We start from the raw sequence: 14,175 nt of genomic DNA, 5'->3' as shown, positions 1-14,175 counted from the left end.
AGCCGAATAGTATCCGAAGTGGGCTGGTGACAGCCTAATGCTCTTAGTTCGGGCAGCCGGGGGGAATGCCCGAAGCATCAAAGCGACACTTCGCCTCGATGCAACAGAACATTCAAGGCGGCTGAGGGTTCCTTGGAACGGCGATGCGGGGGGAAAGCCTGTGCATAGCAAGTCGCCTCACGACCGAGCTATGGGATGCAGACATGAAACTAATGAATCACCGCCCCCTCTTTCGAGGCCGCGCGGACCGTGACCCCCACATTCCGGCCACAGCCAAGGCACCCACCGGCAAGGCCCCCACCACCAAGGCGGCCACAAAATGGACTGCCGCAGGCAGCGTGGCGGCCGTAGTGGCGAGCTTCATCGGGGGTGCCGTCTTTGCGGCACCGGCCCACGCGGCGGATCCGCCGGTCATTACGCTCACGTATGACGATGCGAACGGTGATCAGGTGGCGGCCGCGCAGATCCTGAATGCGGCCGGGCTGAAGGGCACCTTCTATACCCCTTCCGGCTATCTGGACGCGGCAGGGTACATGACGAAGGCCCAGGCGCTGGCGCTGCAGGCGGCCGGAAACGAGATCGCCGGCCATACGGTCACGCACCCGGACCTCGCGCAAATGGGCGCAGATGAGGTCAAGCGCCAGATCTGCAATGACCGCGTCAACCTGACCAACATGGGATTCCGGATCACGAGCTTCGCCTACCCCTTCGCATCCCTGACCCCGGCAGTCGAGCAGACCGTGAAGGACTGTGGATTCAACAGCGCCCGCGGCCTGGGCGATCTGGAAAGCAAGGTTGCCGGCACCGCGGGTCTGGGGTTCGCCGAGACCATTCCCCCCGCCGATCCCTGGCTGACCAAGGCCCCGGACGAGGTGGACAACACCTGGACGCTGCTGGACCTGCAAAACCTCGTCACCAAGGCGGAGCCGGGCGGCGGATGGGTGCAGATCACCTTCCACCACATCGGCGCCGGAACCGACGCGACCACCGGCATCGCCGATCCACTCACCATCTCCACAGACGTTTACACCCAGTTCATTACGTGGCTCGCGGCCCAGCAGAGCGCCGGGACGATATCGGTGAAAACGGTGGACCAGGTGATCGGCGGGACGGTGCAGCCCCCCGTGGCCGGCCCCGCCGCGCCGGCACCGCTGACCACCGGAAATCTCTTCCAAAACCCCAGCCTGGAAACTGCCGGGCCGGTCGCAACCGGGCTGCCGCAGTGCTGGGCAGCCGGCGGATTCGGGACCAACACACGCACCTTCACCACCGTGACCCCGGGCCATACAGGAACGGCCGCCGAGCAAATGGTCATGTCGGCCTACACCAATGGTGACGGAAAACTACTGCCCACCCTCGATCTGGGCGAATGCGCGCCCAGCGCCATCCCGGGACACACCTACACAATGAAGGCGTGGTACCAATCCACGGCGCCCACCCAGTTTGAGCTGTACTACCGCACAGGCCTTGGTACATGGAACTACTGGACGGCGAGCCCTCAGGTGCCCGCCGCCACCGCCTGGACGCAGACTACCTGGACCTCACCTGCAGTCCCGGCTGGTGCTTCCGCGATCAGCATGGGCCTGAACCTGGTCAGTGCCGGCACGCTCACGACAGACGACTACGAACTCACGGACGGGGCGGCCACGGACACGGCTGCGGCCACAACCGCCATCACGGCAGTAGCCACAACGTCGGGCATTGGTACGGCCACCGGAACCGTTGTATGCGGCCTCACCGCCGGCGGTTGCTACCAAAACTACACGGGCGGCGTGATCCACTGGACGGCCACGACGGGCGCCTTCGTTACCAAGGGCGCCATCGACGCAGCCTGGGCAGCCCAGGGCTGGGAAACGGGCCCCATCGGCTACCCCACCAGCAATGAAATCGGCGGCCTCAAGAACGGAGGCGTCTACCAGAACTTCCAGCACGGCGTCATCCACTGGTCCCCGGCCACCGGAGCCCACATCACCAAGGGCGCCATCGACGCGGCCTGGGCGGCGCAAAACTGGGAGAACGGCGGACTCGGCTACCCCACCAGTAACGAAATCGGGAACCTGAAGAACGGGGGCGTCTACCAGACCTTCCAAGGTGGCGTGATCCACTGGTCCCCGGCCACCGGAGCCCACATCACCAAGGCCGCCATCGACGCGGCCTGGGCCGGGCTCAACTGGGAGAACGGCTTCCTCGGCTACCCCACCAGCAATGAGATCACCGGCCTCAAGAATGGAGGCGTCTACCAGAACTTCCAGGGCGGCGTCATCTACTGGTCCGCCGGTTCGGGGGCTCACAGCAATGCCGGTGCCATCCGCACAGCCTACGCATCCCAGGGCTGGGAGAACGGCCGCCTTGGCTATCCGATCACCAATGAGTTCGCCTCCGGCGCAGGTGTGGCCCAGGACTACCAAGGCGGACGCATCACCTGGTCCGCCGCCGCAGGCGCAGCCATCACCTACAAGTGAGGTTGGGGCGGCCGACGACGAAGGGCGGCATAAAGCTGACATAGGGCTTGTGCCGGGATAACCAACAGGGAGCGCCACGGTGATTGCATCTCCACCGTGGCGCTCCCTCTTGTGCGCCGACTTGTGCCCCCACTTGTGCGCCGGCGATTCGCCGCATGGTTGCAGCGTGGGCCACCGGCTGCGCTCCAGCCGTGACCTGTTCAAGATGGCCCATTCGGCTGGCAGGGGCTACTGGCCCAGTACGCCGTTCTCGGCGCTCAAGACGGCGATCACGGCCAGGGCCAGCACTATGGCAGTGATGACGAGTGCGATATACCCCAGGACCAGACCAGCTATGGCCAGACTCCGGCCAGCCGGCTCGCGTTGCAGCGCCATGTGTCCCAGAATCACGGCGGCAATTTGCGGCATGATCAACAAGCCGAATCCCAGGTACACCGCGATGCCGCAACAAAGGCTTGCGATACTCAGCCCTTTTGGTTCCGGCGGAGCTCCGTAAAGGCGGCCGTACGCAGCGGCAAATGGATCGGGCTGTGCCGGATGGATTTCGTCTGCGGACGCCTCCGGCGTTGCCGGGTCTGAAGGCCCGGCCAACGGTGCCGGGAATTCGGAGGGAACCGAGGGCGGTGACATCTCGGGTTCCTGCGGTGGAATGTGGGACGCCGGCAGGTTTTCCTGCGGCGTACGGTCCTCGCGGGGATCAGGCTGGTCCGTTATGGTCTTCCCCTTCGTGTTAGTCGCTGTCATCGCTGTTTGTCACCACTGCTGATCAATTTCAACGCTGGGCAATATCGCTCACCACATACGAGCCTACCGCCGTGTCCGGCCGGCTTCCGGCCGCTGGCCACGGATAGCCACAAGCATGCAATATGGGGCAGATTATTCGCGTTTGTTCCGTGGGAACGGGCGGCTCCGGAGTTAAAGCAAAATCGGAATGAATTACTTGAATTCCCCGTAAAACAATGCGTCACAGGGGCCCCATTGCGGACAAAGCGTGTTGCGGGGCGCTGTCGTCTGGCATGCTGGTGCCATGGCTAGCCGCGCGGGCACAGTTGCCCAACCCCAGGACCTTGTTGACCTCACTGCGCTTCTTGATGCGTATTACGACGTTTCGCCGGACCTGGGTGACCCGGGCCAGCGTGTTGCCTTCGGGACCTCGGGCCACCGCGGCTCCAGCCTCAAGGCATCCTTTAACGAGCCGCACATTCTCGCCATCACCCAGGCCATCGTGGAGTACCGCGCCGGCCAGGGCATCACCGGGCCGCTGTACATGGCAAAAGACACCCACGGCCTGAGCGAGCCCGCCCAGAATTCCGCGCTGGAGGTGCTCGCGGCCAACGGAGTGAACGTCCTGATCGATGCCCGCCACGGCTACACCCCCACTCCGGCCCTAAGCCATGCGATCCTCACCCACAACCGCAACGCTCCTGCTGGGTCGCCGCAGGCTGACGGAATCGTGGTGACGCCCAGCCACAACCCTCCGGGCGACGGCGGCTTCAAGTACAACCCTCCCCACGGCGGCCCCGCGGACACCGACGCTACCGGCTGGATCGCCAACCGTGCCAACGAGCTGCTGGAAAACGGACTCCGCGGCGTCAAGCGCATCCCCCTGGCCGACGCCCTGGCCGCAGACACTACCGGCAAGTTTGACTTCCTCAGCAGTTATGTTGATGACCTCCCCTCGGTTCTGGACCTGAACGCCATCCGCGAGGCCGGCGTCCGGATCGGGGCCGACCCCATGGGCGGGGCGTCCGTGGACTACTGGGGCGAGATCGGTGAACGGCACCACCTGAACCTCACCGTGGTCAATCCCACCGTCGATCCGCAGTGGGCGTTTATGACCCTGGACTGGGACGAGAAGATCCGGATGGACTGCTCCTCCCCGTCCGCCATGGCGTCGCTGATCAGCCGGATGTCCGCCGATGCTTCGGGCAAGGCCCCGTTCGACGTCGCCACCGGGAATGACGCCGACGCCGACCGCCACGGGATCGTTACACCCGACGGCGGCCTGATGAACCCGAACCACTACCTCGCCGTAGCGATCGACTACCTCTACCGCCACCGCACCGGATGGAACCCGCAGTCGGTGATCGGAAAGACCCTGGTCTCCTCCTCGATCATTGACCGTGTGGCCGAAAGCCTCGGCCGGAAGCTCGTCGAGGTTCCCGTGGGCTTCAAGTGGTTTGTGCCTGGCCTGCTTTCGGGCGAGGGTGCCTTCGGCGGCGAGGAATCTGCGGGAGCATCGTTCAACAAGATGGACGGCAGCGTGTGGACCACAGACAAGGACGGCATCCTGCTGGCACTGCTCGCCTCCGAGATCACCGCGGTCACCGGAAAGTCGCCTTCGCAGCTGTACAAGGGGCTGACGGACCAGTTCGGTGATCCCGTCTACGCCCGGATCGACGCCGCGGCCACACGCGAGCAGAAGGCCGCCCTTGGCAAGCTGTCGCCGTCGGACGTCACGGCAACGGAGCTGGCAGGCGAGACGATCACAGCCAAGCTGACCGAGGCACCCGGCAACGGCGCCTCCATCGGCGGACTCAAGGTGGTGACCGAGAACGCATGGTTCGCTGCCCGGCCCTCCGGCACCGAGGACGTCTATAAGATCTATGCCGAGTCCTTCAAGGGCGCGGAGCACCTCAAGCAGGTGCAGGCCGAGGCGAAGGCGCTGGTGGACGGGGTTATTTCCTAAGCGTCACCGGCGTCGTTGAACTTCCACAGGCGGAGGATGCGCCGGACGGCATGGTTTCCGTCCGGCGCCATATCCACCAGGGCCACCCGGTCAAGGACCACTTCGGTACCCGGGTGCAGACGCTTCTCCCCGTGATGGGAGACGTGGGGACGGAAGCCTTCCATGGTGTGGTGCGGGCTGGGCACCCGGCCGCCAAGGTCCGTCACGGTACGCATCAGGGCCTCGTGGAGCGCCTGCAGCGGCTGGCTCGGCTCCACGAGGTTGACCGGAATTGAGCCGTACCGGCCAAAGCCGGCGTCCGCGCCGACGGTGAGCCTGGCGCCCAGGGCTTCCCGGACGGGTTCATCTATCAGCCCCGCGATCAGGTCCGGGAGGTCCACCGTCTGGACGGCGCCGCTGGCGTCACCGCCTTCAGCGCCGCCATTGGAGTCGACATCGAACCTCACCAAAGTGATGTGCAGGGGCCAGTCCTCACGGGGGAAATCCGTCCCCTCGACCACGGGCTCGGTGAACGCCACCAATATCAGGTTCCGCATAGGCCCAGTGTGCCACCGGGACCGGGCCTCGGGGGCCTGCCACTGTCGCCATGGTCCCAATTTTGGCTAAAATAGTAAGTGGCTTCGGATACATGCCGTGCACTCACGTGCAGAAATGTTGCCCCGAGTGCCTCCGGCGTGTCCCCCATCGTGCCGGGGGCATTTTCGTCAGGAGTGCATTCCTGAGCAAAGTTTCCCGATTAGACCGTGCGCACCACGTCGTCGTAGCCAAACTTCGGCTTCGCCGCTCCCCAGGCATCGGGTCCGGGCTGGCCAATATTCACCACGAGGAAGCTCTTCTGGTCGCCGGCGGGGAAGAACGCTGCGTCGATCGCGGAGAAGTCGGCTCCGGTCATGGGGCCCGCCGCGAAACCGAGGGAGCGAACAGCCAGGATGAAGTAGCCAGCCTGGAGATGGGCGTTGTTGTTGCCCGTAGTCGCCGCTAGCTCGGGGGCGGCGTCGTACATCGCCTTGGGGGCGTTGTAGCCGGGCAGGAAGTTGTCCCACCGTTCCTGCCATGCGGTGTCGTAGCTGAGGACAGCAACAAGCGGCGCGGATGCCGTCTTGGCGCGGTTTCCGGCGGAGAGTGCCTCCACGAGCTGTGCACGGGCCTCGTCCGAGCGGACGTAGGTGACACGAAGGGGCTGTGAGTTAAAGGCGGTGGGGCCGAACTTGGTGAGCTCATAGATGGCCCGTGCCTGCTCCTCCGTCACCTCGCCGGTGAAGGAATTTGCAGTGCGGGCTTCGGCGAAGATTGCGTCAACTGCGGCTGCATCGATTACTGCTTCTTCATGGGCGATTGTCATCTACGCACCTCTCTCTGGGGCCTGCACCGGGCGGTGGTTGGCAGTTTCTCGTTCCATAGTTTCAACTTCAGGCAGTTTCCTCCTCTTCCCGCGGCAGCGCGTGACGTCTCCCACAGCCGATGCCCCGTCCGGATGGCATCCTCCCCGGCATCCCTCCGAACGGGCTCCCGGAGGGAGGCCGTCGCCGTGCGCGGTAAAGTTGCACCCGGAAGATTCCTTCCCGCCCACATTCTCTGAAAGGCCCCCTGGCAATGAGCATGCTCGGTACCAAGTGGAAGCTCCACGGCAACGGAAAATCGGTTCTTCCGGGCGAGGTGGTGGCCCCTGGCGAACGGCTCACCTGGCCGCTGACCATCGGCGTGGGCATGCAGCACGTGGTGGCCATGTTCGGTGCCACGTTCCTGGTGCCCATCATCACCGGGATGCCGCCGGCAACAACACTGTTCTTCTCCGGCATCGGGACCCTGCTGTTCCTCATCATCACCCAGGGCCGGGTGCCCAGCTACCTGGGCTCCAGTTTTGCCTTTATTGCCCCGATCATGGCGTCCCAGCAGCAGTTCGGGATCCCGGGCGCCCTGGGCGGCGTGGTGCTTGCCGGGGCCGGCCTGGCCGTGATCGGTGCGATTGTGCAAAAGTTTGGCGCCGGCTGGATCAACCGGCTGATGCCGCCCATCGTCACCGGCGCCATCGTGGCGCTCATCGGGCTGAACCTTGCACCCGCGGCCAGGCATAATTTCGACGCTGCCCCTGTCACCGCGGTGATCACCCTGGTGACGATCATCCTGGTGAGCGTCCTCTTCAAGGGGATCGTGGGACGCCTCAGCATCCTGGCGGGCGTCCTGGTGGGCTACCTAGTGGCCGTCCTCAGGGGCGAAGTGGACTATTCCAAAATGGATTCTGCCGCCTGGGTCGGGTTGCCCTACTTCCAGACTCCCGAATTCCACCTCGGCGTGGTGGGCCTGTTCGTCCCCGTGGTCCTGGTGCTGGTGGCCGAGAACATCGGCCATGTGAAGTCCGTTTCCGCCATGACCGGCCAGAACCTCGACGGCGTCTCCGGCCGGGCGCTCCTCGCCGACGGCGCCGCGACGGTTCTTGCCGGCCTGGGCGGCGGCTCGGGCACCACCACCTACGCGGAGAACATCGGCGTTATGGCGGCCACGAAGGTTTATTCGACGGCAGCGTACTGGGTTGCGGGGATCTTCGCAATCGTCTTGAGCTTCTCGCCCAAGTTCGGTGAACTCATCGCCACCGTCCCTGCAGGGGTTCTGGGCGGCGCCGCCACCATGCTCTACGGCATGATCGGCGTCCTGGGTGTGAAGATCTGGGTGCAGAACAAGGTCAACTTCTCCAACCCGGTCAACCTCACCACGGCCGCCGTGGCCCTTATCATCGGCGTGGCCGACTACACGTGGACCGTGGGCGAACTCAAATTCACGGGCATCGCCTTGGGTTCCGCGGCCGCGTTGGTGATCTACCACGGCATGAAGTCGATCGCCAGGGCCAGGGGCAGCGTGGCTGAACCGGAAACGGAAGATGCCCGGTCCGGGTCAAACGTGCCCCCCGCCGTCAAGGCTGCCGCCAGCGCAGCAGCCCGACGAACGGCGAAGAAGCGGCGCTAGCTGCTACCCGGCGTCGAACGTTTCGTCTTTGTCATCCTGGTCCTGCGGGGACTTTTCCCCGGGGAGATCGGTGCCGCTGCCGTCCGGTAATCCGGCCGCATCGGGGTGTGGCTCCGAGGAGAACGGACGCCCCGCATCCGTGTCTTCGGTATTCGACTCATCCATCTCGGCCTCCGCGGAGGGTTCGGCCACGTCACCGCTTTCGGTGGTTGCATCGCTGCCGGGCTCGAATCCGGTGGTGGCTGTTTCGTTTTCCGCGTTCATCTGATCCTCCGTACCTCCGAAGCGTCCGGCTCCGGGTTCTCCTGCACTGTCCTGGTCCTCGGCGCCAAACTGGCTCAGATCCGGGGCCCCGGCCGGAAAAGTCTCACCGTCGGGGCTGTCCTGGCTGAGGCCGGCGGCCTCGAACGCCTCCTCCTCGCGGGGCTGGGCGAACTTCTTGTTGTCGGCCCCTCCCATTTCCTGCTCCACCGTGGGAGTGCCGTAACCACCAGCCTCCTCAAGGGGGCTTTCCGGCGTATTCTCCTGGGTCATGCGTTCCTCCTGGTGAGTCGGACTGTAACCGGGTCAAAGGCGCTGGCCGCCCGCGCCCCGGAGTTGCGCAGCCCCGGAAATCTCCGGGGCCGTGGCGGCGGGGCAAGCGGCACGAATGCTGCCGGCGGCCCGGTCCGGCCCTTCGAAACTATCCCAGCGGCGTGGGCAAGTCCACCGTTTTGGCAGAAATAGTCAGCAAACTTAGTATTGGTTGTAATTACCGGGCTGCAAGCTTAGGTTGACAGATACGGGCCGCGACGCCGCGACGCCCCACATGCGCTGGAGGTGAGTCGATGTCCGATCCTGGGACGGGGTACCCCGGCAACGGACGGAACGAGACCGTCGAGCAGCAAATGGACCGCAACTGGATGGAGCTGCTGCAGGAACTGCGCGTGCTTCAGACCGGGGTCCAGATCCTTGCCGGCTTCCTGCTGACTCTCCCCTTTCAGGCTCGCTTTGCTAGCCTTGACGGCTTCCAGACGGGCCTCTACCTGGCAAATGTGGTGTTGGCGGCGCTGACCACGGCATTGATCCTGCTTCCCGTCAGCGTGCACCGGAGACTTTTCCGGAAGCGGCTGAAGGCAACGCTCGTCTCAAGCGCGGACACCATCGCCAAACTGGCGCTGGGAGGGGTGGGGCTGCTCAGTGTGGGAACCTCTTCACTGGTCTTCGACGTCACCGCTGGCCGCGGCGCGGGACTGATCGCCGGCGGAACGTTGCTGGCGGTATTGATTGCACTCCTGGTCTACGTTCCATTCCGACTCAACAAACGCGCACGGGAGGACTCCCCATGACCCACCAGAAGGTTCAGGTCCAGCACACAAGATCAGGAGGAACCATGCGCACATGGGCCCGGGAACACGGACTACTGCTGGCCAACATCGGTTTATTTCTTGTCTTTTATGGCGGCATGATCCTCAGCGGGGCAGCGAACTATAGCGCGGACCAGCTCTCCCACGGTCAAGCGCCCGTGACCGTGTTCGAATACCTCACCACCGGCGACTTCGTTGAAGCCACTTTCGAAAACTGGGAATCCGAATTCCTGCAGATGGGCATGTACGTCATCCTGACGGTATTCCTGTTCCAGAAGGGCTCCTCGGAATCCAAGCCCATGGACCGTGAGTCCCCGCAGGATCAGGATCCACGCCACGCCAAGGTCAAAGCCACCACTCCGTGGCCGGTCCGTCGTGGCGGCTGGGTGCTCAAGTTCTACGAGCACTCCCTGTCCATCATGTTCCTCGTGCTCTTCCTGGCCTCAATCGCCCTTCACGCCGCGGGCGGCACCGCCGCCTACAATGAGGAGCAACAAAGCCATGGCCAGCCCGCAGTGACATTCTTCGGCTATCTGGCCACCAGCCGGTTCTGGTTCGAGTCGTTCCAGAACTGGCAAAGCGAATTCCTGGCCGTCGCCGTCCTCGTCGGAGCGTCCGTCTACCTCCGCGAAAAGGGTTCCCCGGAGTCCAAGCCGGTGGCCGAGCCGCATTACGAAACGGGCGCCTGACTTCCCCAGCCGCGACCAGCCCGGGCGCCCTGGCGCCCGGGGCGCGCCGCCCCGACAGGCCCGGGACTCCCTGAGTACAGCTAGGCGCCTTCGAGCACCTGGGTTGTTGCCCAGGTCAGATACTTGGCTGCATGTGCCATGGCCTCCTCGGGGCTGGGTGCCACGTCCAGGAGTTGCGCCGCGGCAACCACACCGTGATCGGCGAGCTCCTCCGGGGTCACCAAAATCCTGCCCGCCACCACGATCACCGGAATGCCCCGCTCCCGGGCGGCGTCGGCGAGTGCAATGGGCGCTTTGCCGGTCAGCGACTGGGAATCCATGGAACCTTCGCCGGTAATCACCATGTCCGCTTCCACGAGCTGCTCTGCCAGCCCTGTCAGACCCGCCACCAAGGCGAAGCCGCCTTCCAGCGTGGCGTTGCTGAACGCCAGGAACGACGCCGGGAAGCCACCCGCCGCGCCGGCGCCTGGTATGTTGACGTCGCGGCCGGTGGCCTGCCGGAGCACGGACGCCCAGTTCCGAAGGCCCGCGTCGAGCAGTTCGACGGCGTCTTGGTCGGCACCCTTTTGCGGGCCGAAGACATGCGCGGCACCGCTGTTACCGAACAGCGGGTTTTGGACGTCAACGGCGATCCGGAACTTCACGGCCGCCAGCCGGGGATCCAGGCCGGAAATATCCACGGCCACCACATCAGCCAGCGAACCGCCGCCCAGCGGAACCACATTCCCGGCGGCGTCGACCGGTTTCAGACCCAGGGCGCGGAGGGCTCCGCTGCCGCCGTCTGTCATGGCCGAGCCGCCCACGCCGAGGACAATTTCCGTGGCGCCAGCGTCCAACGCCGCCGCAATCAATTGACCGCAGCCATAGCTGTGCGCCCGCAACGCGTTGGCGGGGGTGGGCTCCATGTGGGCCAGACCGGAAGCCTGGGCCGTTTCGATGACAGCGGTGGCGTCCCCGGACGGGTCCTTGTGTATGGCCCACGCGGCACCGATCGGGGCCAGAATGGGGCCCACCACCGCGTTCAGCCGCTCTTCATAGCCCGCGGCGACGGCGGCTTCCAAGGTGCCTTCCCCGCCGTCGGCCACCGGGAATTGAGTGGCCACGGCGTCCGGGTAGACGCGGAGGGCGCCCTCGGCGATGGCGCTTGCCGCCTCGGCGGCAGTGAGGGAGCCTTTGAACTTATCCGGGGCTATGAGAATGCGCATGGATCCCATCCTGCCAGCAACCCGGGGCACAGGCGCCGCAATGCTGCGTCTGGCGCGCTCTGTTACTTCGGGGCCCCCTCCCTGGCCGGTTCGTCGGCCTGGTGGGTGCCGCGGCAAGAGGCCGCGACAAGACGGCCGGACCGGTAGTAACGTGGGCTTTCCCGAGCCCCGGACGGTCAGCGCGGACGTGAGGTGGCCTTGGGTAGCCGCGGACGGAGGGTATCGAATGCATCAAACCGAAGAGGCCACGAACCGGATGCTTGGCCAACTGCCGGGAATGACTGAGCTTGTCCTTGTCCGCCATGGGGAGAGCGAGGGCAACGTCGCCGCGACTCAGGCCCGCGAGGCGGGGGCGCATGTTATCGACGTTCCCGCGCGCGACGCCGACGTCGAACTTTCCGCTACCGGGCGGGATCAGGCGCTGGCCCTGGGACGGCTGCTTTCGGAGGTTCCGGACGAACGCCGGGCAGCGGCGGTATGGTCTTCCCCCTACGTCCGCGCCCGACAGACGGCGGAGCTGGCCGTCGACGCAGCAGGCTGGCCCGCACGGGTGATGGTGGACGAGAGACTCCGGGACCGCGAACTTGGCATTCTGGACATGCTGACGTCCGCGGGGGTTGAAGCCCGCTTGCCGGAGGAGGCAGCCCGACGTCGCTGGCTGGGAAAGTTCTATTACCGGCCTCCGGGCGGCGAATCGTGGGCAGATGTGGTGCTCCGGCTGCGGACCCTCGTTAACGACCTGGACCGCCGGCACTCCGGACAACGGGTGCTCCTGGTCTGCCATGACGCCCTGATTTTGCTGTTCCGGTACATCCTGGAGGACCTCTCCGAACGTGAAGTCCTTGACATTGCGGCAACCTCCACCATCCTCAATGCCTCCGTCACCCGGTTCGCCCGGCCCGGCGGTGTGGGTGAGTGGGCCCTGGAAACCTTCAATATGGCGGACCATCTGCTGAGTGAGGGCGTCCCCGTGACCGAGCATGCGGGAGAGGCCAATGTCCACCCCAGGTAAGTCCGGACAGGCTCAGCTGGTGACCCCGGCCCTGCTGAGGGACTGGCCGCTGCCCGGGGGTGGGTCCAGCAAGGACGACCGTGGATCCGTGTTGGTTATCGGCGGCGCCCGGAGAACGCCCGGCGCCGCCCTGCTTGCAGGCACTGCTTCACTGCGCGCCGGAGCGGGACGGCTCACCCTGGCGGTGGCCGGGTCGACGGCGGTGGCTGTGGCGGTTGCCCTGCCGGAAGCCGGTGTGGTGGGCCTGGACGAAACGCCGGAAGGCACCGTCCGGGGCGTCTCAGTCAAGGACCTCGGTTCTGAGCTGGCCCAGGCCTCAGCAATCCTGGTGGGGCCGGGCCTCGATGACATGGATGAGGCCCGCGCCCTGATCCGGGAATTGCTGCGCCTCGATTCAACCGGTTCGTCCGGCGCCCAAGGCGGCGGGGCCGCGGCCGGCGGCGAGAGCAAGCAGGGCAGGGCAAGCCTGATTCTGGACGCCTACGCTTTGGGTTGCCTCCCCGGGCTGGAGGCTGAACTGGGGCCCTGGGCCGGCCGGCTCATCCTGACCCCGAATGTCACTGAGTCCGCCGTCCTGCTTGGCCGCGACCTGGCTGGGCTCCACCGGGACGTCCCCGAAATCGCCGAGCGGTATCAGGCCGTAGTGAGTTGCCAGGGCGTGATCGCCGGGCCCGGCGGTGGCCTGGGCAACTCGTCAGGCCCGTTGTGGGAAATCACCACCGGCCACGGTGGCCTTGGCACCTCCGGAAGCGGCGACATTCTTGCCGGGGCTATCGCCGGCCTGCGCGCACGCGGCACCTCGGATGCCCAGGCGGCCTGCTGGGGCACCCATCTTCACGCAGCCGCCGGCGACAGGTTGGCGAGCCGACTGGGCGGCCTGGGTTATCTGGCCCGGGAACTCGCCGACGAGCTTCCGCCACTGATGATGGAACTTGGCACCTGAAAGGCGCAAAGTCTCAGCGCCGCGCCTGGAGCACGGCGAAATAGCCCGGAATGAGGCTCGGTAACGTCGGGTGGGCCATCGCCACCGCCTCGATCACGGCCGCGCCGTCGTCGATCAGCTCCCACCGCTCGGCCGGGAAGGTCCGTTTGCATTCGTCCGGGCCGAAGCGGCCCGGCATCGGCAAGTCCCGGATGGCACCCTCCAACGGCGCGGGAATCGATCTGACAGTGGCGCCCAGATGGGAGACGTACTGAACTGCGTTTCCCCGGAAGTCTGTTTCCGCAAGGAAGACCCGGCCGCGCATTCCGATGACCGCTCGCAGATTTTCCGCCAAGGCCGCCTGGTCGCGTTCGTCGAGGACGTGGAAAACTCCACGGATGAATACGTTGGCGTCCCCGCGTCCAGGCACAATATCAATCTCAAGCCCGGCACCGGGGGCGGTCATGTCGCGGACGGCGTAGGAGACATTCGGGAGGCCGGCGGACTCATCGCGCGCACGCTCAATGGCGTAGGAGGAGACGTCCACGCCGAGGGCGCGGGGAAAGAACTGCGCCAGCCAACGGGTGAAACTGCCGTTGCCGCAGCCCACATCCACCACGGGCAAGCCTGCGTCCAGGTGAAGCCGCAAGCCCTCGCTATAGCCCTGCATTTCGTGGTCGCTTCCGGAGTCCCACAGGACGTCCCCTCCCACGCCGGTGGTTTCCACCTTTGACCAGTACTGGTCCCAGGCCACGCGGCGGTCCTTGGGCGCGGCGGCGGACAGGTACACCAATTTGGGCACCATCAAGTACTTCTTCAACCCGGAAAGCATGGTTCCAATATATGCGCAGCCGACCCGACACGAGGGCTGGCCGGGGGTGCCACCGAG

Annotated in this window: 13 protein-coding genes; 7 read left to right on the top strand and 6 right to left on the bottom strand. The window is 65.5% G+C overall.

Annotation, left to right across the window (positions count from 1 at the left end; all coding sequences use genetic code 11):
* The first annotated feature begins 203 nt into the window (after positions 1 to 203).
* A complete protein-coding gene (locus tag ACP4XC_RS01445) occupies positions 204 to 2,462 on the top strand; it encodes a polysaccharide deacetylase family protein (RefSeq protein ID WP_427173116.1) in 2,259 nt (752 codons plus the stop codon).
* A 228-nt stretch (positions 2,463 to 2,690) separates the two neighbouring features.
* Here the strand turns inward: ACP4XC_RS01445 and ACP4XC_RS01440 are convergent, their stop codons facing one another.
* Positions 2,691 to 3,206 carry a DUF4190 domain-containing protein gene (locus ACP4XC_RS01440; RefSeq protein WP_427173115.1) on the bottom strand — a complete coding sequence of 172 codons (516 nt, stop codon included), beginning with the start codon at positions 3,204 to 3,206 and terminating at the stop codon, positions 2,691 to 2,693.
* Positions 3,207 to 3,489: 283 nt separating this feature from the next.
* Here ACP4XC_RS01440 and pgm point away from each other — a divergent pair, with 283 nt between their 5' ends.
* A complete protein-coding gene (gene pgm, locus ACP4XC_RS01435) occupies positions 3,490 to 5,151 on the top strand; it encodes a phosphoglucomutase (alpha-D-glucose-1,6-bisphosphate-dependent) (protein WP_427173114.1) in 1,662 nt (553 codons plus the stop codon).
* Here pgm and ACP4XC_RS01430 read toward each other — a convergent pair.
* On the bottom strand, positions 5,148 to 5,687 hold the full coding sequence (locus ACP4XC_RS01430; protein WP_427173113.1) for a 2'-5' RNA ligase family protein: 540 nt from the start codon (positions 5,685 to 5,687) through the stop codon (positions 5,148 to 5,150). The genes pgm and ACP4XC_RS01430 overlap by 4 nt on opposite strands.
* Before the next feature lie 200 nt (positions 5,688 to 5,887).
* A complete protein-coding gene (locus ACP4XC_RS01425) occupies positions 5,888 to 6,493 on the bottom strand; it encodes a malonic semialdehyde reductase (protein ID WP_427173112.1) in 606 nt (201 codons plus the stop codon).
* Positions 6,494 to 6,744: 251 nt separating this feature from the next.
* Between ACP4XC_RS01425 and ACP4XC_RS01420 the strand changes: the two genes are divergently transcribed.
* Positions 6,745 to 8,112, top strand: coding sequence for a uracil-xanthine permease family protein (locus tag ACP4XC_RS01420; RefSeq protein ID WP_427173111.1), 1,368 nt, complete (start codon positions 6,745 to 6,747; stop codon positions 8,110 to 8,112).
* Between the two features lie 3 nt (positions 8,113 to 8,115).
* Here the strand turns inward: ACP4XC_RS01420 and ACP4XC_RS01415 are convergent, their stop codons facing one another.
* Positions 8,116 to 8,646 carry a hypothetical protein gene (locus tag ACP4XC_RS01415; protein WP_427173110.1) on the bottom strand — a complete coding sequence of 177 codons (531 nt, stop codon included), beginning with the start codon at positions 8,644 to 8,646 and terminating at the stop codon, positions 8,116 to 8,118.
* 293 nt (positions 8,647 to 8,939) lie between these two features.
* Between ACP4XC_RS01415 and ACP4XC_RS01410 the strand changes: the two genes are divergently transcribed.
* Together ACP4XC_RS01410 and ACP4XC_RS01405 are read left to right on the top strand one after the other, a co-directional pair.
* Positions 8,940 to 9,440, top strand: a complete 501-nt coding sequence (locus ACP4XC_RS01410) for a DUF6328 family protein (protein WP_427173109.1) — start codon at positions 8,940 to 8,942, stop codon at positions 9,438 to 9,440.
* Entirely contained in the window at positions 9,437 to 10,147 is a 711-nt protein-coding gene (locus ACP4XC_RS01405) for a DUF6766 family protein (protein ID WP_427173108.1), read from the top strand. The genes ACP4XC_RS01410 and ACP4XC_RS01405 overlap by 4 nt, the downstream gene beginning before the upstream one ends.
* An 80-nt stretch (positions 10,148 to 10,227) precedes the next feature.
* Here ACP4XC_RS01405 and ACP4XC_RS01400 read toward each other — a convergent pair whose 3' ends face one another.
* Positions 10,228 to 11,352, bottom strand: coding sequence for a glycerate kinase (locus tag ACP4XC_RS01400; RefSeq protein ID WP_427173107.1), 1,125 nt, complete (start codon positions 11,350 to 11,352; stop codon positions 10,228 to 10,230).
* Positions 11,353 to 11,578: 226 nt separating this feature from the next.
* Between ACP4XC_RS01400 and ACP4XC_RS01395 the strand changes: the two genes are divergently transcribed.
* A complete protein-coding gene (locus ACP4XC_RS01395) occupies positions 11,579 to 12,364 on the top strand; it encodes a histidine phosphatase family protein (protein ID WP_427173106.1) in 786 nt (261 codons plus the stop codon).
* Positions 12,348 to 13,307, top strand: coding sequence for an ADP-dependent NAD(P)H-hydrate dehydratase (locus ACP4XC_RS01390; protein WP_427173105.1), 960 nt, complete (start codon positions 12,348 to 12,350; stop codon positions 13,305 to 13,307). The genes ACP4XC_RS01395 and ACP4XC_RS01390 overlap by 17 nt, the downstream gene beginning before the upstream one ends.
* 13 nt (positions 13,308 to 13,320) lie before the next feature.
* On the opposite strand, the gene ACP4XC_RS01385 is transcribed toward ACP4XC_RS01390, so the two are convergent.
* On the bottom strand, positions 13,321 to 14,118 hold the full coding sequence (locus ACP4XC_RS01385) for a class I SAM-dependent methyltransferase (RefSeq protein ID WP_427173104.1): 798 nt from the start codon (positions 14,116 to 14,118) through the stop codon (positions 13,321 to 13,323).
* Positions 14,119 to 14,175 lie beyond the last annotated feature (57 nt).

The organism is Arthrobacter sp. 92 (genome assembly GCF_050260325.1).
Lineage (GTDB): Bacteria > Actinomycetota > Actinomycetes > Actinomycetales > Micrococcaceae > Arthrobacter.
The sequence above is the reverse complement of the archived record's forward strand: the minus strand, read 5'-3'. Positions and strand labels throughout refer to the sequence as shown.